General features: G+C 41.2%; 15 protein-coding genes and 1 tRNA gene. 14 read left to right on the top strand and 2 right to left on the bottom strand.

Translation table 11 applies throughout. The features are described 5' to 3' along the window. Nucleotides 1–51 precede the first annotated feature (51 nt). The 10 genes from WAE57_RS11710 to WAE57_RS11665 all read left to right on the top strand — a co-directional run bounded on the left by WAE57_RS11710 (nt 52) and on the right by WAE57_RS11665 (nt 14,488). A tRNA-Trp gene (locus tag WAE57_RS11710) sits at nt 52–127 on the top strand. Between the two features lie 73 nt (nt 128–200). Continuing rightward, nucleotides 201–641 (top strand): preprotein translocase subunit SecE, encoded by a 441-nt coding sequence (gene secE / locus WAE57_RS11705; protein WP_337710751.1) that lies wholly within the window; start codon nt 201–203, stop codon nt 639–641. 7 nt (nt 642–648) lie between these two features. Then, nucleotides 649–1,182: a transcription termination/antitermination protein NusG gene (gene nusG, locus WAE57_RS11700; protein WP_086175351.1), complete on the top strand. Its 534-nt coding sequence runs from the start codon at nt 649–651 to the stop codon at nt 1,180–1,182. Nucleotides 1,183–1,300: 118 nt separating this feature from the next. Beyond that, complete coding sequence (rplK, locus tag WAE57_RS11695; RefSeq protein ID WP_237788544.1) at nt 1,301–1,729, top strand: 50S ribosomal protein L11; 429 nt, start codon at nt 1,301–1,303, stop codon at nt 1,727–1,729. Nucleotides 1,730–1,732: 3 nt separating this feature from the next. Further along, the gene (gene rplA, locus WAE57_RS11690; protein WP_237788543.1) at nt 1,733–2,428 is read left to right on the top strand and encodes a 50S ribosomal protein L1; all 696 of its coding nucleotides are present in this window, start codon (nt 1,733–1,735) and stop codon (nt 2,426–2,428) included. Nucleotides 2,429–2,737: 309 nt separating this feature from the next. Continuing rightward, nucleotides 2,738–3,244: a 50S ribosomal protein L10 gene (gene rplJ, locus WAE57_RS11685; protein WP_086175348.1), complete on the top strand. Its 507-nt coding sequence runs from the start codon at nt 2,738–2,740 to the stop codon at nt 3,242–3,244. Nucleotides 3,245–3,292: 48 nt separating this feature from the next. Next, nucleotides 3,293–3,658 (top strand): 50S ribosomal protein L7/L12, encoded by a 366-nt coding sequence (gene rplL, locus WAE57_RS11680; protein WP_086175347.1) that lies wholly within the window; start codon nt 3,293–3,295, stop codon nt 3,656–3,658. A 304-nt stretch (nt 3,659–3,962) separates the two neighbouring features. Further along, nucleotides 3,963–8,051 (top strand): DNA-directed RNA polymerase subunit beta, encoded by a 4,089-nt coding sequence (rpoB, locus tag WAE57_RS11675; protein WP_237788542.1) that lies wholly within the window; start codon nt 3,963–3,965, stop codon nt 8,049–8,051. 159 nt (nt 8,052–8,210) lie between these two features. Further along, entirely contained in the window at nt 8,211–12,410 is a 4,200-nt protein-coding gene (gene rpoC / locus WAE57_RS11670; protein WP_337710750.1) for a DNA-directed RNA polymerase subunit beta', read from the top strand. A 101-nt stretch (nt 12,411–12,511) separates the two neighbouring features. Continuing rightward, nucleotides 12,512–14,488 (top strand): tetratricopeptide repeat protein, encoded by a 1,977-nt coding sequence (locus tag WAE57_RS11665; RefSeq protein ID WP_337710749.1) that lies wholly within the window; start codon nt 12,512–12,514, stop codon nt 14,486–14,488. 145 nt (nt 14,489–14,633) lie between these two features. On the opposite strand, the gene WAE57_RS11660 is transcribed toward WAE57_RS11665, so the two are convergent. Beyond that, nucleotides 14,634–15,485 carry an alpha/beta hydrolase gene (locus WAE57_RS11660; RefSeq protein ID WP_337710748.1) on the bottom strand — a complete coding sequence of 284 codons (852 nt, stop codon included), beginning with the start codon at nt 15,483–15,485 and terminating at the stop codon, nt 14,634–14,636. A gap of 315 nt (nt 15,486–15,800) precedes the next feature. Between WAE57_RS11660 and WAE57_RS11655 the strand changes: the two genes are divergently transcribed. Both WAE57_RS11655 and WAE57_RS11650 read left to right on the top strand, forming a co-directional pair. Continuing rightward, on the top strand, nt 15,801–15,953 hold the full coding sequence (locus tag WAE57_RS11655) for a hypothetical protein (RefSeq protein ID WP_337710747.1): 153 nt from the start codon (nt 15,801–15,803) through the stop codon (nt 15,951–15,953). Nucleotides 15,954–16,200: 247 nt separating this feature from the next. Next, nucleotides 16,201–16,560, top strand: a complete 360-nt coding sequence (locus WAE57_RS11650) for a DNA transfer protein p32 (protein WP_086175342.1) — start codon at nt 16,201–16,203, stop codon at nt 16,558–16,560. Between the two features lie 49 nt (nt 16,561–16,609). Here WAE57_RS11650 and WAE57_RS11645 read toward each other — a convergent pair whose 3' ends face one another. After that, a complete protein-coding gene (locus tag WAE57_RS11645) occupies nt 16,610–17,095 on the bottom strand; it encodes a DUF4442 domain-containing protein (RefSeq protein ID WP_237788538.1) in 486 nt (161 codons plus the stop codon). Nucleotides 17,096–17,214: 119 nt separating this feature from the next. Here WAE57_RS11645 and WAE57_RS11640 point away from each other — a divergent pair, with 119 nt between their 5' ends. Both WAE57_RS11640 and WAE57_RS11635 read left to right on the top strand, forming a co-directional pair. Beyond that, on the top strand, nt 17,215–18,084 hold the full coding sequence (locus tag WAE57_RS11640; RefSeq protein ID WP_337710746.1) for an alpha/beta fold hydrolase: 870 nt from the start codon (nt 17,215–17,217) through the stop codon (nt 18,082–18,084). Between the two features lie 130 nt (nt 18,085–18,214). Then, nucleotides 18,215–19,627: a Na+/H+ antiporter family protein gene (locus WAE57_RS11635; RefSeq protein WP_337710745.1), complete on the top strand. Its 1,413-nt coding sequence runs from the start codon at nt 18,215–18,217 to the stop codon at nt 19,625–19,627. Nucleotides 19,628–19,757 lie beyond the last annotated feature (130 nt).

Genomic DNA, 19,757 nt, shown 5'->3' with positions numbered 1-19,757 from the left:
ACGATAAGTTGAAACTACAGGTCGGGGACTTAAGTTCCCGATTTGTATTATAGGTCAGTAGTTCAATTGGTAGAGCGTCGGTCTCCAAAACCGAATGTTGGGGGTTCGAGTCCCTCCTGGCCTGCCATTTTTTTAAAAAAAAGCTTGATGCTGGTTAAATTGTCATATAATAAGTCGCGAAGCCTACGACGAGTACAAAAATGTCGAATGATAAATCGCGTGACGCATTAAGCGAAGCGCCAATTCCACAAAGAAATAATTCTGCTGAAGTTGTTAATTCTGGTTCCCCGTTAGATATTGTTCTATGGGTTATCGCATTGATTTTACTCATTGGTGTGACTATGGTGGGTCAGTATTTGCCAGCGTATTGGGCACCTGCGAATAATGTTGGTGTGCGCGTTGGTGTGATTTTGGCTTGTATCGTAGTGGCTTTAGGTTTATTATACGCCACCCATCAAGGCAAAGGCTTTGTTCGTTTGTTGAAAGATGCGCGAATCGAGTTGCGTCGTGTGACTTGGCCGACCAAGCAGGAAACAGTGACCACATCTTGGCATGTTCTTGCGGTTGTTGTAATCGCTTCCATTGTTTTATGGTGTTTTGATTACATTTTAGGCTGGTTAATGAAGTTTATTATCGGGTAAGAGAGCTATGAAACGTTGGTACATTATTCATGCCTATTCAGGTTATGAAAAACAGGTGTTACGCTCGCTTAATGATCGAATCCAGCGTAGCGCTGTAGCCGATAGCTTTGGTGAAGTCCTCGTTCCGACTGAAGAAGTCGTAGAAATGAAGGATGGCAAGAAGCGTAAATCAGAGCGTAAATTCTTTCCTGGCTATGTATTAGTTGAAATGGAAATGAATGATGATACTTGGCACATTGTTAAAGAATGTCCAAAAGTATTAGGCTTTATTGGTGGTACGGCTGAAAAACCGGCTCCAATTACGCAAAAAGAAGCTGATGCGATTCTTGCACGTGTACGCAATACTGGTGAAGCACCTCGTCCTAAGACAATGTTTGAGCCAGGCGAAGAATTACTCGTTATTGATGGTCCATTCACCGACTTTAAAGGCGTGGTGGAAGAAGTTCTTTACGAGAAGTCACGTTTAACGTTGACAATCAATGTATTCAATCGTCCAACTCAGGTTGAGCTCGAATTTCGTCAAGTCGAAAAAGCGAACTAATTTAAATTGGATTGAAAACGCCCGATTTATTATGGATCGGGCATTGTTGTTGTAACAGTTTTGTTACATGAATAATGTTGGGGAGCCTAGCGGCGTTTGTACCCAGAGGTAATTTGAAATGGCTAAGAAGATTGACGGCTATATCAAGCTGCAAGTTCCAGCTGGTAAAGCGAATCCATCTCCACCGATTGGTCCTGCACTAGGTCAACGTGGTGTTAACATCATGGCATTCTGTAAAGAATTCAATGCTGCTACACAAAAAGTTGAACAAGGTCTTCCAATTCCTGTAGTGATTACTGTGTACAACGACAAGTCGTTCACATTCATCATGAAAACTCCACCTGCTGCGATTCTTCTTAAGAAAGCTGCTGGTATTACTAAGGGTTCAGCTGTACCTAACAAAACTAAAGTTGGTAAGTTGACTCGCGCTCAATTAGAAGAAATTGCGACTACTAAAGAACCAGATTTAACTGGTGCTGATTTAGACGCACGTGTACGTACCATTGCTGGTTCTGCGCGTTCTATGGGCTTGGAAGTGGAGCTATAAGACATGGCTAAATTAACTAAACGTCAAAAAGCCATTGCTGCTGCTATTGAAGCAAACAAAGTTTACACTTTGGAAGAAGCAGTACAAGTTCTTAACAGCCTACCTGCTGCTAAATTCAAAGAATCTTTGGATGTAGCTGTAAATCTAGGTGTTGACCCACGTAAATCTGATCAGGTTGTTCGTGGCGCGACTACACTTCCTGCAGGTACTGGTAAAACTGTACGTGTTGCTGTATTTGCTCAAGGCGCTGCTGCTGAAGCTGCTAAAGCTGAAGGCGCAGACATCGTTGGTTTTGATGATCTTGCTGAGAGCATCCAAGCGGGTAACCTTGACTTTGACGTGGTAATTGCTGCACCTGACGCTATGCGTGTTGTGGGTAAATTAGGTACGATTCTTGGTCCACGTGGCTTAATGCCTAACCCTAAAGTGGGTACTGTAACTCCTGACGTTGCTACTGCAGTTAAAAATGCAAAAGCTGGTCAAGCACGTTACCGTGTAGACAAAGCGGGTATTATCCACGCTGCGATTGGTCAAGTAGGTTTTACTGCTGAAGCTATTCGTTCAAACGTTGAAGCGCTTATCGTTGACCTTAAGAAAGCAAAACCTGCGACTTCTAAAGGTGTTTACGTTCAAAAGATCACTCTAAGCTCAACTATGGGCCCAGGTCTTGTTGTTGACGTAGCAAACATTTCTAAATAAGTCTCGACTTATTTAACAGAATTTTAAAGCCCTGAGTAAGTTTAAAAGCACTGCTTTAAAACTTATGCAAGAGCAACCGGTTTCGGAACTCTTGCGCAACTTAGGCAAACTTTGAATTGATAAATATTTGTTTATCAGCGTCAAAGACCTCGGGCGAGGGGAGTTCTTCGGAGCTCGCTTCTTAAAAGTCCAGTCCGAGTAGACGCGGTGGTGTGATTTGTTCATCCTCCGCGTGTAAATTTAGCAATAAATTTACGAATTGGGAGTGTACTCGTTGGAGTGCATAAATCACCGTTAGGAGGTTTTACAATGGCTCTTCTTATCGAAGGCAAAAAACAGATCGTAGCTGAAGTAACTGAAGTTGCTTCTACTGCATTTGCTGCTGTTGTTGCTGACTACCAAGGTTTAACTGTTGAGCAATTAACTGCTCTTCGTGTTGAAGCTCGTAAGTTAGGTGTTGCTACACGCGTTGTACGTAATACTTTGGCTAAACGCGCTCTTCAAGATACTCAATTCAATATCTTGAACGACAACCTTGTTGGCCCAACAATCTTGGCTTTCTCAACTTCTGAAGACGACATGGGCGCAGCTGCTCGCTTGTTCGAAGAATTTGCTAAAACTAACAAAGCATTTGAACTTAAAGCTGCTGCATTTGACGGCAAACTTTATCAAGGTGCTGAAGTTAGCGTTATCGCGAATCTTCCGAACCAAGAGAAAGCACTTACTATGCTTGCCAATGTTCTTCAAGCTCCTATTTCGAAATTGGGCCGCTTACTTACAGCGCTTCAAGAGAAAAACGAGTCAGAAGCTGCATAAGCTTAAATCTATTTTCACACCATTCAATACCCATTTGGAGTTACTCTCATGGCTTTAACAAACGAAGAAATCTTAAACGCAGTTGCTGAAAAAACTGTTCTTGAACTTGTTGAACTTATTTCTGCTTTCGAAGAAAAATTCAACGTATCTGCTGCTGCTGTAGCTGTTGCTGCAGGTCCTGCTGCTGCTGCTGTTGAAGAACAAACTGAATTCAACGTTGAGTTGACTTCTTTCGGTGCTAACAAAGTTGCTGTAATTAAAGCAGTTCGTGAAATCACTGGTCTTGGCTTGAAAGAAGCTAAAGACATGGTTGAAGGCGCTCCTTCAGTTCTTAAAGAAGGCGTTTCTAAAGAAGAAGCTGAAGAACTTAAGAAAAAACTTGAAGAAACTGGTGCTACAGTTACTGTTAAGTAATTTCGATCGGGGTCTAATTTTAAATTGACCCCAAAAAATGGCTGATGGCTCTTGGGTCATCAGCCTTTTTGCGTTACAATTATCGGCTCGATTTTTGTTTGATTGATGTAAAAAACATCAATTACTATAATAAATCAATAATATCAAATGCTTATCAATATTTTTTATATTTGAAAATATTGCTAAGCGTTTTAATACCACTAAAAATTGCAGCATTTGTAAAAAGTGGTGGCCATATCGGCCTGTGTAATTCCTTCTAGGCTCGTTCTGCAGGCGAGCTTAGTTTACTTTCCGAGGACTCCAGATGGCATACTCATATACCGAAAAGAAACGGATCCGTAAGAATTTTGGTAAATTGCCTAGCGTCATGAATGCTCCGTACTTGCTCGCGATTCAGGTCGACTCGTACCGAACATTCTTACAAGATGGCAAAACACCAAAAAACCGCGAAGATATCGGTCTCCAAGCCGCATTTCGTTCAGTTTTTCCTATTGAAAGTTATTCTGGCAATGCTGCTTTAGAATTTGTTGAGTATAGTCTTGGTAAGCCTGAGTTTGACGTGCGTGAATGTATTTTACGCGGTTCAACTTATGCAGCACCAATGCGTGTGAAAATTCGTCTGATCATTAAAGATCGCGAAACTAAATCAATTAAAGACGTACGTGAACAAGAAGTGTACATGGGTGAAATGCCACTCATGACTGAAAACGGTACTTTTGTCATCAATGGTACTGAGCGTGTAATTGTGTCTCAATTACATCGTTCACCAGGTGTATTCTTTGACCACGATAAAGGCAAAACTCACTCTAGCGGTAAAGTTCTTTATTCAGCACGTATCATTCCTTACCGTGGTTCATGGTTAGACTTTGAATTCGATGCTAAAGACCTTGTCTTTGTACGTATTGACCGTCGTCGTAAATTACTCGCGACTGTTGTTCTACGTGCATTAGGTTATAGCAACGAACAAGTCCTAGACATGTTCTATGAAAAAGTACCTGTGTATCTTGACATGGGTAGTTATCAAATTGACCTTGTGCCTGAACGCCTGCGCGGTGAAATGGCTCAATTCGACATTGCTGATGCTGACGGCAAAGTGATTGTTGAACAAGGTAAACGTATTAATGCACGTCATGTCCGTCAAATGGAAGCATCTGGCTTAACCAAGCTTCCTGTTCCTGATGAGTACTTGTACGAACGCATCACTGCTGAAGATATCGCATTAAAAGATGGCGATGTCATTGCTGCAAACACAGTATTGAGCCATGAGATCATGGTGAAGATTGCAGAAGGCGGTGTTAAACAGTTCAATATTCTGTTCACCAATGACATTGATCGTGGTTCTTTTGTTGCGGACTCTTTACGTGCAGATACGACTTCAGGTCGTGAAGAAGCACTGGTAGAAATCTACAAAGTGATGCGTCCAGGTGAGCCACCAACAAAAGAAGCTGCTGAAAACTTATTCAACAACTTGTTCTTCTCTTCTGAACGTTATGACTTGTCTCCAGTAGGCCGCATGAAGTTCAACCGTCGTTTGGGTCGTCCTTACGAAGTCGGTACAGACCAGAAGTCACGTGAAGTTGAAGGTATTCTTTCAAACGAAGATATTACAGATGTATTAAAAACACTGGTTGAAATTCGCAACGGTAAAGGTGAAGTCGACGATATCGATCACTTGGGTAACCGTCGCGTACGTTCAGTCGGTGAAATGACAGAAAACCAATTCCGTGTTGGTTTGGTTCGTGTAGAACGTGCTGTTAAAGAACGTTTAAGCCAAGCTGAAACTGACAACTTGTCTCCGCAAGATTTAATCAATGCGAAACCAGTTGCTGCTGCAATCAAAGAATTCTTTGGTTCAAGCCAGTTATCTCAGTTCATGGACCAAAACAATCCATTGTCTGAAATTACACATAAACGTCGTGTATCAGCGCTTGGGCCTGGTGGTTTAACACGTGAACGTGCGGGCTTCGAAGTACGTGACGTACATCAAACTCACTACGGTCGTGTTTGTCCAATTGAGACTCCTGAGGGTCCAAACATTGGTTTGATCAACTCATTGTCTGTTTATGCTAAATGTAACAACTTCGGTTTCTTGGAAACTCCCTACCGTAAAGTTGTTGATGGTCGTGTAACAGATGACGTTGAATATCTTTCTGCAATTGAAGAAGTAGGTACTGTCATTGCACAGGCCGATTCTGCAATTGATAAAGAAGGTAACTTAACAGAAGAATTTGTTTCTGTACGTCACCAAGGTGATTTCGTACGTATGCCTCCTGAAAAAGTGACGCATATGGACGTATCTGCTCAACAGGTTGTATCTGTTGCTGCATCACTTATTCCATTCCTTGAACACGATGATGCCAACCGTGCATTGATGGGTTCAAACATGCAACGTCAGGCAGTACCTACGTTGATCGCTGACAAGCCACTTGTTGGTACAGGTATGGAAGCTAACGTAGCGCACGACTCAGGTGTATGTGTTCTTGCGAAACGTGGTGGCCGTATCGAGTTCGTTGATGCTTCTCGTGTGGTTATTCGTGTAAACGAAGAAGAGATGATCGCGGGTGAAGCAGGTGTAGATATCTACAACCTGATCAAATATACACGTTCTAACCAAAACACTTGTATCAACCAAAAAGTTCTTGTGAAACTTGGTGATAAAGTGGGTCGTGGTGACGTTCTTGCGGATGGTCCATCTACAGATGGCGGTGAATTGGCACTTGGTCAAAACATGCGCGTAGCGTTCATGACCTGGAACGGTTACAACTACGAAGACTCGATCTTGTTATCTGAGCGCGTTCTTCAAGAAGACCGTTTAACCTCGATTCACATTCAAGAATTGTCATGTGTGGCTCGTGATACCAAGTTAGGTGCAGAAGAAATTACTGCCGATATTCCTAACGTTGGTGAAGCTGCACTTTCTAAACTTGATGAATCAGGTATCGTTTACATCGGTGCTGAAGTCACTGCGGGCGACATCCTGGTAGGTAAAGTAACGCCTAAAGGTGAAACGCAATTAACACCGGAAGAAAAATTGCTTCGTGCAATCTTCGGTGAAAAAGCGGCTGATGTTAAAGACTCATCTTTACGCGTGTCTTCAGGTGTTAAAGGTACTGTTATTGACGTTCAAGTGTTTACACGTGACGGTCTTGAAAAAGACGAACGTGCTCAAGCAATTGAAAAAGCTCAGCTTGATGCTTACCGTAAAGACTTGAAAGAAGAATTCAAAATCTTCGAAGAAGCAGCACGTGAACGTATCGTTCGTTTGTTGAAAGGTCAAGAATCTAACGGTGGTGGCACAACTAAACGTGGCGATAAATTAACTGAAGATTTATTGGCTGGTTTGGAACTTGTTGATTTGTTGGATATCCAACCTGTTGATGAAGCAATCGCTGAACGTTTAACTCAAATTCAAGTGTTCTTGAAAGAGAAGAGCTTCGAGATTGACGAGAAATTTGCTGAGAAAAAACGCAAACTTTCTACAGGTGACGAATTAACAACTGGCGTATTGAAAGTTGTTAAGGTTTACCTTGCGGTTAAACGTCGCATCCAACCGGGTGATAAGATGGCGGGTCGTCACGGTAACAAAGGTGTTGTATCAAACATCTTACCGGTAGAAGACATGCCACACGATGCTAACGGTGTACCGGTTGATATCGTGTTAAACCCACTGGGTGTACCTTCACGTATGAACGTGGGGCAGATTCTTGAAACTCACTTGGGTATGGCGGCAAAAGGTCTTGGCGATAAAATCGACAAGATGCTGCAAGAACAGCGTACTATTGCTGAACTGCGTATCTTCTTAGATAAGATTTATAACAAAGTCGGTGGCGAGCAAGAAGATCTTGATAGCCTGACTGATGATGAAATCCTGGCGCTTTCTAAAAACTTGCGTAAAGGTATTCCTCTTGCAACTCCTGTATTTGATGGTGCTGATGAAAGCCAAATCAAAGAGTTACTTGAACTTGCAGACATTCCACGTTCTGGTCAAACCGTATTGTTTGACGGACGTACAGGTGAACGTTTCGACCGTCCAGTAACTGTAGGTTACATGTACATGCTCAAATTGAACCACTTGGTTGATGACAAGATGCATGCGCGTTCTACAGGTTCTTACTCTCTAGTAACGCAACAACCATTGGGCGGTAAAGCTCAATTCGGTGGTCAGCGTTTCGGTGAGATGGAAGTCTGGGCTCTTGAAGCATATGGCGCAGCTTATACGCTCCAAGAAATGCTTACTGTTAAGTCGGATGACGTTGAAGGCCGTACTCGTATCTACAAAAACATTGTAGATGGTAACCATTATATGGACCCAGGTATGCCTGAATCGTTCAACGTATTGACCAAAGAGATCCGTTCTTTAGGTATCAACATTGAACTGAAAAATGGTGACTAATAAATCTTCCCCGACCTCTCTTTAGAAAAGAGAGGAGAAAGTCCCCCTTAATAATGGGGGATTTAGGGGGATTTTTTTGAGATTCCCGAATTTCAGTAAAAAACAATATTTGTGACCCAGTTGTGAAGTGAAAATCTCCACAACACACGGAGAAAAAAATTGAAAGACTTGCTCGATATCATGCGCAAAAAGACGGATTCAGACGGTCATGCTCCTGTAGAGTTTGACCGCATCCGTATTGGTCTTGCGTCACCAGAAATGATTAAGTCATGGTCTCATGGTGAAGTTAAAAAACCTGAGACAATTAACTATCGTACGTTCAAACCTGAACGTGATGGTTTGTTCTGTGCCAAAATCTTTGGTCCAGTAAAAGATTACGAATGCTTGTGTGGTAAATACAAGCGTATGAAATACAAAGGCGTCATTTGTGAAAAATGTGGCGTTGAAGTAACAACTGCGAAAGTTCGTCGTGAACGTATGGGTCACATTGAGCTTGCTTCTCCAGTTGCACACATCTGGTTCTTGAAATCATTACCGTCTCGTATCGGTCTTCTTTTAGACATGACTTTACGTGACATCGAACGCGTATTGTATTTCGAATCTTACGTGGTCACTGACCCGGGTATGACTCCAATGGAGAAATACCAGCTTCTTAACGATGAAGAATACTTCACAGCCTTAGAAGAACACGGTGATGAATTTACTGCGAAAATGGGTGCAGAAGCGATTCAAGACTTGTTGAAAGATATCGATCTTGAAAACGAAATTTCACGCCTGCGTGAAGAAATTCCAAACACAACTTCAGAAACCAAGCTGAAAAAAGCGTCTAAACGTTTGAAGTTGATGGAAGCGTTCAAAGAGTCAAACAACAAGCCAGAATGGATGGTATTAACTGTATTGCCAGTTCTTCCACCAGATCTTCGTCCGTTGGTTCCTCTTGAAGGTGGTCGTTTCGCGACTTCTGACTTGAACGATCTTTACCGTCGTGTGATTAACCGTAACAACCGTTTGAAACGTCTTCTTGACCTTGCTGCTCCAGACATTATCGTACGTAACGAAAAACGTATGTTGCAAGAGTCTGTAGATGCATTGTTAGATAACGGTCGTCGTGGTCGCGCAATCACAGGTTCGAACAAACGTCCTCTTAAATCTTTGGCAGATATGATCAAAGGTAAACAAGGTCGTTTCCGTCAAAACTTATTGGGTAAACGTGTCGACTATTCAGGTCGTTCGGTTATTACAGTAGGTCCGACTTTACGTTTGCACCAATGTGGTCTTCCTAAGAAAATGGCACTTGAATTGTTCAAGCCATTCATCTTTGCGAAACTACAAGCATCTGGTCAAGCAACAACCATTAAAGCTGCGAAGAAAATGGTTGAGCGCGAAACGCCGGAAGTTTGGGACGTTCTTGCTCACGTAATTCGTCAACATCCAGTGATGTTGAACCGTGCGCCAACACTTCACCGTTTGGGTCTTCAAGCATTTGAACCGACCCTGATTGAAGGTAAAGCGATCCGTCTACACCCACTCGTATGTGCTGCGTTCAACGCCGACTTCGACGGTGACCAAATGGCGGTACACGTTCCATTAACACTTGAAGCTCAGTTAGAAGCTCGTGCGTTAATGATGTCGACCAACAACATCTTGTCTCCAGCCAACGGTGAACCAATCATCGTACCGTCTCAGGACGTTGTCTTGGGCTTGTATTACATCACGCGTGATGCAATCAATGCCAAAGGTGAAGGCATGGTGTTTGCGGATACTGATGAAGTAAACCGCGCATTGGCGACTGGTCAAGTGAATTTACACGCTCGCGTAAAAGCACGTGTACACCAGACTGTAATTGATGAAGATGGTAACCGCGAACAGCAAACCATTATTGTTGATACGACTCCAGGTCGTTGCTTACTTTGGGAAGTTGTTCCTGAAGGTATGGACTTCCAGCAAATTAACGTTGAGATGACCAAGAAGAACATCTCTAAGTTAATTAACTCTTGCTACCGTAAATTGGGTCTGAAAGATACCGTTATCTTTGCTGACCAGTTGATGTACTTGGGCTTCCGTCAAGCGACTCGCTCTGGTGTATCTGTTGGTATGGAAGACATGCTGATTCCGCCAACAAAATATACGATTATCGAAAAAGCAGAAACTGAAGTTCGCGAAATTGAACAACAGTTTGAACAAGGTTTCGTAACTGCCGGTGAACGTTATAACAAGGTTGTCGATATCTGGGCACGTACCAATGACCAGGTAGCGAAAGCGATGATGGACAACTTGTCTTTCACCACTGTTAAAAACAAACAGGGTGAAGACGAGAAACAAAAATCATTCAACTCGATCTACATGATGTCTGACTCGGGTGCCCGTGGTTCGGCAGCTCAGATTCGTCAGTTGGCGGGTATGCGTGGTTTGATGGCGAAACCGGATGGTTCGATCATTGAAACCCCGATTAAAGCAAACTTCCGTGAAGGTTTGACAGTACTTCAGTACTTCATTTCAACACATGGTGCGCGTAAAGGTTTGGCCGATACAGCACTTAAAACAGCAAACTCTGGTTACTTGACTCGTCGTCTGGTAGACGTAGCGCAGGATTTGGTTATTACCGAGCCGGATTGTGGTACTTATGGCGGTCTGGTCATGACGCCATTCATTCAAGGTGGCGATGTCATTGAGAATCTGGGTGCTCGAGTATTGGGTCGTGTTGTTGCTGAAGACGTGAAACGTGCTGGTTCTGACGAAGTCATTCTTCCACGTAACACTTTAATTGACGAAAAAATTGCTGCCTTCCTTGAAGAAGCAGGTGTCGATGAAGTTAAAGTACGTTCAGTTGTAAACTGTGAATCTACATTTGGCGTATGTGCGAAGTGTTATGGTCGTGACCTTGCTCGCGGTCACTTGGTTAACCCAGGTGAATCTGTGGGTGTAATGGCTGCTCAATCAATTGGTGAGCCAGGTACACAGTTAACCATGCGTACGTTCCACGTGGGTGGTGCTGCGAGCCGAACTTCTGCTGCAAACAGCGTACAAGTTCGTAACAAAGGTACAGTACGTTTCCACAACGTGAAAACAGTACAACATGCCAAAGGTCACTTGGTATCGACTTCACGTTCAGGTGAAATCGGTATTGCGGATGATTTAGGTCGTGAACGCGAACGCTATAAACTTCCTTACGGTGCATCTATCTTGTTGAAAGATGGTGAAGCTGTTGAAGCAGGCGGTATTGTAGCGACTTGGGATCCGCATACACATCCATTGGTTACAGAAGTTGCCGGTAAAGTACGTTTCAGCCAAATTGCTGATGGCGTAACTGTGACATCGAAAACTGATGATGCAACAGGTATGACAACGATCGAAATCTTGCCAGTGACTTCACGTCCTGCGTCAGGTAAAGATTTGCGTCCAGCGGTTGTATTGGATACAACTGATGGTGGCGAACAGTTCTACTTCTTGCCACAAAATACCATTCTTTCTGTCCGTGATGGCGAAACGATTGGTGTAGGTGACGTTATTGGTCGTGTACCACAAGAAACTTCACGTACCCGTGATATTACCGGTGGTCTTCCACGCGTAGCTGACTTGTTCGAAGCACGTAAACCGAAAGAGCACGCAATTCTTGCTGAAATTTCTGGTGTTGTAAGCTTCGGTAAAGAGACTAAAGGTAAGAACCGTCTTGTGATTACTCCGGATGACGGCTCTGAGATCTACGAAGAGCTTATTCCGAAGTGGCGTACCATCAACGTGTTCGAAGGCGAGCATGTGAACCGTGGTGAAACCATTTCTGATGGTCCGCAAAATCCACACGACATCTTGCGCTTGAAAGGTGAAGTGGCGTTGACCAACTACATCGTGAACGAAGTTCAGGACGTATACCGTCTGCAAGGTGTAAAAATCAACGATAAACACATCGAAGTGATCGTGCGTCAAATGTTGCGTAAAGTCGACATTACTGACGGTGGCGATACAAGCTTCATCAAAGGCGAACAAGTGGATTACATCCGTGTTATGAGTGAGAACCAAGCCGTTCTTGCGCAGAACAAGTTCCCGGCGAAGTTTGAACGTCAATTGATGGGTATTACCAAAGCATCGCTTTCTACTGACTCGTTCATCTCTGCTGCATCGTTCCAGGAAACAACTCGTGTGTTAACTGAAGCGGCTGTAACAGGTAAAGAAGATGACCTACGTGGCTTGAAAGAAAACGTAGTTGTAGGTCGTCTGATCCCAGCGGGTACTGGTCTTGCTTACCACTTGGAACGTCGTCGTCAGGAAGCAGAAGCTGCAGAACATGCACTTGTGAATGACTTCTCTGATGTAGACCAAGCATTAAGCCAGGCATTCAGCGATGAGTTTAACGGTCTGTAATTAGTCCTTTAAACTAGTCAAAAAAGAGCCACCTTCGGGTGGCTTTTTTATATACTTAAATTTGATGCTGATAAGTTATGGAGAATATTTTGGATCTAAAGATGCATCAACTTCTAGGACAAATATTGGAAATCGTCCAAAGAAATATCATAGAGAGTCATGATTATGAAATAGATTCATTGTTGCTTAGACAAATAAATAATTTGAATTTAGATGCTAAAAATATATTTTGGCATGATGTCGCAATGTCTTATCTGCGGCTAAATGATCAAAAATACCTAAAATGTATAGAGAAAATAGAAAGCAATAACGACAGTTCTTATGCAAAAGCACAGCATATTTTAGGTCATAATTATCTGAAAAATGGTGACTTAAATAGAGCATTTGAATATTTAAGCAGGGTAAATGAAGTTGATAAAGAAATTTATCATAATGCATTAATTGATTTAGCGTTGGTAAAAGAAAAACAAGGTGATATAGATGGTGCAATAATAAACTATAAAACAATTATAAAAAAAACAAGTAAGAATGATGAAGAATATGCAAAGGCTCAACAAAATTTAGCAAGTCTGTATGTTAATAAGAAACAATATACACAAGCAGAAAAATGTCTGACAAGAATATCTGAAGCTGATACCTCCTCATATGCTGATGCTCAATTCAGTTTAGGTTTAATATCTAGCTTAAAAGGTAAAGATCAAGAAGCATTAAATTTTTATAAAAACGTTAAGAAAAAGTATTCACGTGCTTACTCTAAAGCTAAATTTAATGAAGGTAATATTCACTATAGATCTGAAAAGTTAATCCAAGCTAAAAACTCATATGAAGCGGTTTTGGATACAGAAGTAGATTTATATGCTAAGGCTCAATTCTTATTAGGTCGCATTTTTCTTAGTGAAAATAATTTTAATGAGTTATCTAAGAAATGGAAAAATATACCTAAAGATGCAGATTTTTACCCAATTTATGGTTATCAGATAGAAAATACTATTGAAGTCGAAAGTAATGTAAAAATAACAAATATAAATGCATTTTTAAATATAATTGCTTTAGTAGATATGATTTTGAAGGTATTACATATAAAATCAGAATATGAGAGCTCTATTGCACATTATACGAACTTAACGGTATCAAAAATATTATTTTCTAAAATTGATAATCAACGCTCTCCATTACGTCTAAATACTATTAATTTAATGAATGACCCTAAAGAGGGGTTATTAATGCATAAATTATTAAATTTAGAGCAAAAAATAATTACTCAGGATTTAGCTTTTATTAGTTGTTTTACATTACACCATGACTCACTTAATCAATTTCGCCTTTATGCTAAAGAACATCAGCAAGAGGCAACTGGTGTGAGTTTTATATTTTCAAAAGATTTTTTTTCCAGAGAGTCTAATATTGTAGATATCCTTGGCAAGCTTGATTTTCAGGAATCAAAAATACCCGAATATCAAGAATTAGAAGAAGTTAAAAGAGATGATCATGCGAATTATCTTCCTAAAGTGCCTTTATATCGTTGTATCTATTTAGATCCAAATTCAGGTTTAATAAAGGTCGCACAACGAGAAGAGTGGAGCTTTCATAGGGAATATAAAGATGAAAACAAACAGCATCTGCTTGAATCTAATCCTGAAGCTGAAAAATGGTGGAATCAATATCAGAAAGAAATTTTAGAAATTGAGTCTGAAGTGAGTAAAGATTTAAAGGAAATTGTTATCCAAGTTGTAACTTTGAATCAGGATGAACTAACGTTTGATGAAAAACGGCTATTAGCAGAGATTCTTTTACCTCTACGTTATCTCATTAAACATATGGCATTTAAAGAAGAACAAGAATGTCGCATGATTTACGTGACTCAAATAGATAATCCATTAATTAAATATGATGAGAAAATTAATAGAATTTATATCGACTATGAGCCATCTGTGATGGAGCATTTGGAGAAAATCTATCTCGCACCTAAAGCTAAAGATGAAAAAATGGTGTTTGAATATCTCTGCTCAAGAGGACAAGAAATTCGTAAGGGAAAAGATCCTGTGAAGGTGAAAATTTCTCAAAACCCATTCCGTTAAAGAAAATCATCGACGCCTTCGGGCATCTTTTTTTATGAATTCCATTTGAGGGCATATTCCGGAATTTGAGAAAAATAGGATTTTAAATAGTGTTCAGATAATTTATAGCTTAAATGAGCTCCCTTTAGCTTCTCTCAATGGACAATTAATGGCTTTGTATAAATTGATTCACGGCTTGCGTATATGGATTATTTTTTCCCAGCGATTTATTGATTTCAATATGTGAAAGGGGGACAGGCAATAACTGGGCTTTAGTCCCTAATTTCTGTGCTTGTTGAATAAATTGCTGTGCCTGAGTACAAGGTTGGTCGGCACGGATGGTCGAACAAACAGCGAGAAATGCAGGTAAAGTTTGGTGAAGTTGCGATGTGGGAGAAAGGGCTTTCCAGTTTAATGGCTGATCACCAAAGGCTCGATCATAAAAACCTGCATGCGGAGACCGCATAATTTTTTCTACATTATAAGCGGCGCTGTCTAAAGCAATTGTAGCACGCCAAGACTGAGGCTGTGATACCAGCCAAAGGGGACGTGTTGTTAATAAGCTGACTAAATGTGCACCAGAGGAATGTCCCATGAGGACTAAGCGCTTGGAGTCAACATGCCAATGATGAGCTTGATTTTGAATATAAATGAGTGCTTCTGCGATATCTTGTGTTTGTTGTTGTAATGACACATCAGGAAGTAATCTATAGTTGATAGAAATAAAAATCCAATCTTGTTTCATCCAATAATCAATTTTATTTTTTACCACAGCAGCATTATTTTTATCACCTATGGTCCAAGCCCCGCCATGAACCATAACGATGAGCGGTGCTGGCTTTTCATCTGTTAGAGGTTGGGCAGGAAAATATACATCCATCACTTGATGAGGATGCTGTCCATAAGGAATATTTTTCAAAGATTTAGCTTTAGTCAGGGCATTTGTATCGAAATTATTGGGATATGCTGATGGATTGAAGCAAAGCAATGTCAATATCGATAAAACAAGATTTTTCATCCTGACTCTCCTGTAATTTTAAGTACTACAGCATTTTAAAATTTTTGTTATAAGCTAATTGATCGCTTGGAATATTTTTCTTTGAAATTCTTTTAACTTGAAAATATGTCATTAAACATAGGGTATTTATACAACAGCAGCAATGCCGATTTTTTTATGTTAGGCAAATAAAGCCTGCATTGATTTAATACCTTAACAAGATCAATCGTATCTACATTTATGACGAGCCATCAGTGATGGAGCATTTAGAAAAAATGTATCTTGCTCCTAAAGCCAAAAATAAAAAATGGTATTTGACTATGTTCAGGTATTCCAGTGATACAAAAGGGCGGTGTGATTGTGCCCACCTCAAAAATTGAAGTGAATACCACTATAAAGCAAGAAGGTAAGGTTCTTTCCCAAACCAAAAAAATTGATGCAGAAGGTGTTAAGTTTAAATCCGGACAAGCCCCAATTCATCGACCTTAAAGCTGGATCAGAAAAAGAATTTAGGCCAAAACACTCAAACTTCACATGCTGTTTTGACCGAAAATGGAATAACCACCAAAGATATTATGGTGCTCAGCGAAGACGAACAAGCTCCAATAAAAAAGCCCTGAAATTTTTAGGCCTTTTTACAAAACGCTGCATTTTAACTGTAATGGGTAACATTTTAGGGTCATTGCTTCCACAAAATAGGCATAATCTAAAAGAATGAAAAAAGGAGAGAAATCCCATGAAAAAGTTAATGAGCGTGATGGCAATGGCAACCTTGTCAACTTTTATGCTGGTGGGTTGTGATTCGATGTCTCCAAGAGATCAACGTATTGGCGCGGCTGCATTGGGTGGTGCCGTTGGTGGTGGAGTAGGGAATAAAGTTGGTGGTGGCCTTGGTGCAGCAGTTGGTGGTGGTGCCGGCGCAGCAGTCGGTAGTAAGACCCAAGGGGGTTCTAACCGTAATGCTACTTATAGCGGTATAGGCGGTGCCATTGGTTCTGCTGTGGGTAAAGGCGTGTTTGGTGGTAATGCCGGAGCTGCTATTGGTGGAGCGATTGGTGGCGGTGCAGGTGCTGCAATCGAACAGAAAAAACGTTAATTGATGTTTAGAATTTAAATAAAAGCGCTTGTTGACCAGGCGCTTTTTATCATTTAGGGCTGGCCTTTGGTTTTTTGCGGCGGATGTATACCGTTTTTTGTACCTCGGCAATACGTACGCCTGCTTCATCAAAAATATTTAAACTATAGTTTCGGTATACCGGCGCATGATTTTCAGTCAGCTGCTTAATCTGATCAATCTCTGTGGAATCTAGCCGAATATCGGCATAGACCGTACCACGGCCTGGAGACAGAAATTGTATAGATGCCGATTTATCCCAAACAATATATTTTGAACCCAGATGATGCATCAAAATCAGCATATAAAAAGGATCGACCATCGAATATAAGCTGCCACCAAAATGTACTCCGACCACATTTTGATTTTTACGCGTTAACGGCATTTTGATGCGAATATGAGAATTCGCCAGATCGACCTTATCAATCTCAATCCCTGCCCCACGGTAAGGTGCATAACGATTTAATAAAAATTTAGAAATGGCAGGAATTGTCTGTAGTTTTTTTAAAAGGCTCATTTTGGTCAATTGTTTTTTTATGGCTTCAGAACATACTAAAACAGAATGAGCAGGGTGGCATTGATCGCATTGCCCAGACTCTGCAATAAATAGTCAATAAAAGAATAGGATAACAATACATGCAAGCTCAAACACAATGGGTTGCTACCTCGGATCAGCAGCGTCTTTATGTCAAAACCTGGGGCAATGAGGCAAAACCGGCTTTAGTGCTGGTGCATGGTTATCCCGATAATCAGGAAGTTTGGGAGCCGGTGATTCAACAGTTGATCCAGGATTTTTATGTGCTGACTTATGATGTACGCGGTGCCGGGAAATCATCCATTCCAAAACGAATTCGTGACTATAGTTTGGCACAGTTGTCGCTCGATTTAGAAAGTGTGGTCAATACTGTGTTGGGTGATCGGGCATTTCATCTGGCAGCCCATGATTGGGGTTCAATCCAGTCTTGGGAATCGGTGACTGAAGCCAGATTTAGCCACAGGATTCTGTCCTATACCACCATTTCTGGCCCGTGTTTAGATCATGCGGCTTTTTGGATGCGTCAGCAATTTAAACAAAATAAGCCCAAGTTTTTCAAACAACTGGCTAAATCCTGGTATATCGCTGTTTTTCAGTTGCCATTGCTTGCCCCAACAGTCTGGCATTTTTTTAGCGCTGAAAAATGGGGCAAAGTTTTGCAGCAGCTAGAACATCAAAAAGACTTGCCTAGCAATACTCATATTGCCTCTGATGGAAAGCATGGTGTCGGGCTATATCGTGCCAATTTCCTTCCACGTTTAAGCATGCCACGTCGACGTTTTGCCATTTGTCCGGTACAAGCCATCGTGCTGAAACAGGACAATTTTGTCAGTCCTGAACTGATTGATGAAGTGCCAAAATGGGCGGAAAATTTTCAACGCGTTGAGGTGGATGCCAATCACTGGGCGATTTTAAGTCAAGCCGAGTTAGTCGCAGAATATATTAAAGCATTTGCCTTAAAAAATAATTGAATAGAGATTTTTTATTTAAATTTTAATTAAAATCAATAATTTGATAGTTTATTGCTAAGCCGATTTATTTACAGTTTCAAAAGAGCGAATCTGATAAAATAACGGCTTTTTCATCTTCCTCAAAATTTCCATGAATGCAGTAGTAATTGCGATTGCCGTGATGTTTATACTTTCACTGGCACGAGTTTCTGTTGTCTTGACTTTGGTCATTTCAGCAATTATTGGTGGCCTGGTTGCAGGGCTAAGTTTGTCAGATACTGTAACCGCATTTAATGCGGGGCTAGGTGATGGGGCAGAGGTTGCCTTGGCTTATGCGGTATTGGGTGCCTTTGCTTTAGCCTTGTCAAAATCAGGCTTGCCTGATCTTTTAGCACATAAACTGATTGGTTTGCTGGGTGCGGAAGCCACGCATCAAAAAACCAGAAAAGTAAAATATTTACTGTTAAGCATTTTACTCATTGCAGCCATTTTCTCTCAAAACCTTATTCCTGTGCATATTGCCTTTATTCCGGTACTGGTTCCACCGTTACTTAAAGTGATGAATCACATGAATCTGGACCGTCGTGCGGCAGCATGTGTATTGACCATGGGTCTAGTCGGAACTTATATTTTCCTACCAGTCGGTTTTGGTTCAATTTTCCTTGAACAAATTTTGATGGGCAATATCAATAAAATTGGTGCAGCCTATGACTTGCATGTCGATCGCTGGATGATGCCGATGGGGATGGCCATTCCGGTTATTGGCATGTTGATTGGTACGTTGACTGCCGTATTTTTCAGCTATCGCAAACCACGTCATTATATTGATCGTGCAGTTGCCCGTGTGACCACCATCGATCTGGACAAACCAATTCGTGCGGGCGAAGTGAGTCTGCAAGCGGATGCCGAAGAACTCAAACACGAAGCTGAACAAGCACCAATTATCGCGAAAAAAACCATCCTGATGGCACTACTTGCGATTTCCTTGACTTTGATTGCCCAGCTGTATTCAGGTTCCATGATCTTGGGTGGACTGGTCGGTTTTGCGGTGCTGTCTACTGCAGGTATCTTCAAATGGCAAGAGGCGGATGATGTCTTTGTTCAAGGCATGCGCATGATGGCATTGGTCGGCTTCATTATGATTTCTGCGGCTGGTTTTGCTTCGGTGATGACGCATACTGGTGACATCAATAGTCTGGTGAATGGAGTAGTGCATCTGATTGGTGACAATAAAGCCTTGGCTGCATTTCTGATGTTGTTTATTGGATTATTCGTGACTATTGGGATTGGTTCGTCATTCTCCAGTGTACCGGTATTGGCGGTAATTTATGTACCGCTTTGCGTACAATTCGGTTTCTCTCCATTGGCCACTGTGGCACTGATTGGTACCGCTGCAGCGTTGGGTGATGCCGGTTCTCCAGCTTCAGATTCAACTTTAGGTCCAACAGCCGGTCTGGGTGTGGATGGTCAGCATGATCATATTTGGGATACGGTGGTTCCGACTTTTATCCATTTTAATATTCCATTATTGGTATTTGGTTGGATTGCAGCAATGGTACTTTAATTGAATTTTTAATTCATTTTATTGCTAATTTTAAAATATGTATTTAAAATAAATGTTATTAAATAATTAATATAATAAAACCAAGCAATGTACTTGGAATATAATCATTAATCTGATTAACATAGTTGGT

It is taken from the genome of Acinetobacter sp. NS-4 (assembly GCF_037402435.1).
Classification (GTDB): Bacteria; Pseudomonadota; Gammaproteobacteria; order Pseudomonadales; family Moraxellaceae; genus Acinetobacter.
This window is presented reverse-complemented; position numbering and strand designations above follow the sequence as displayed.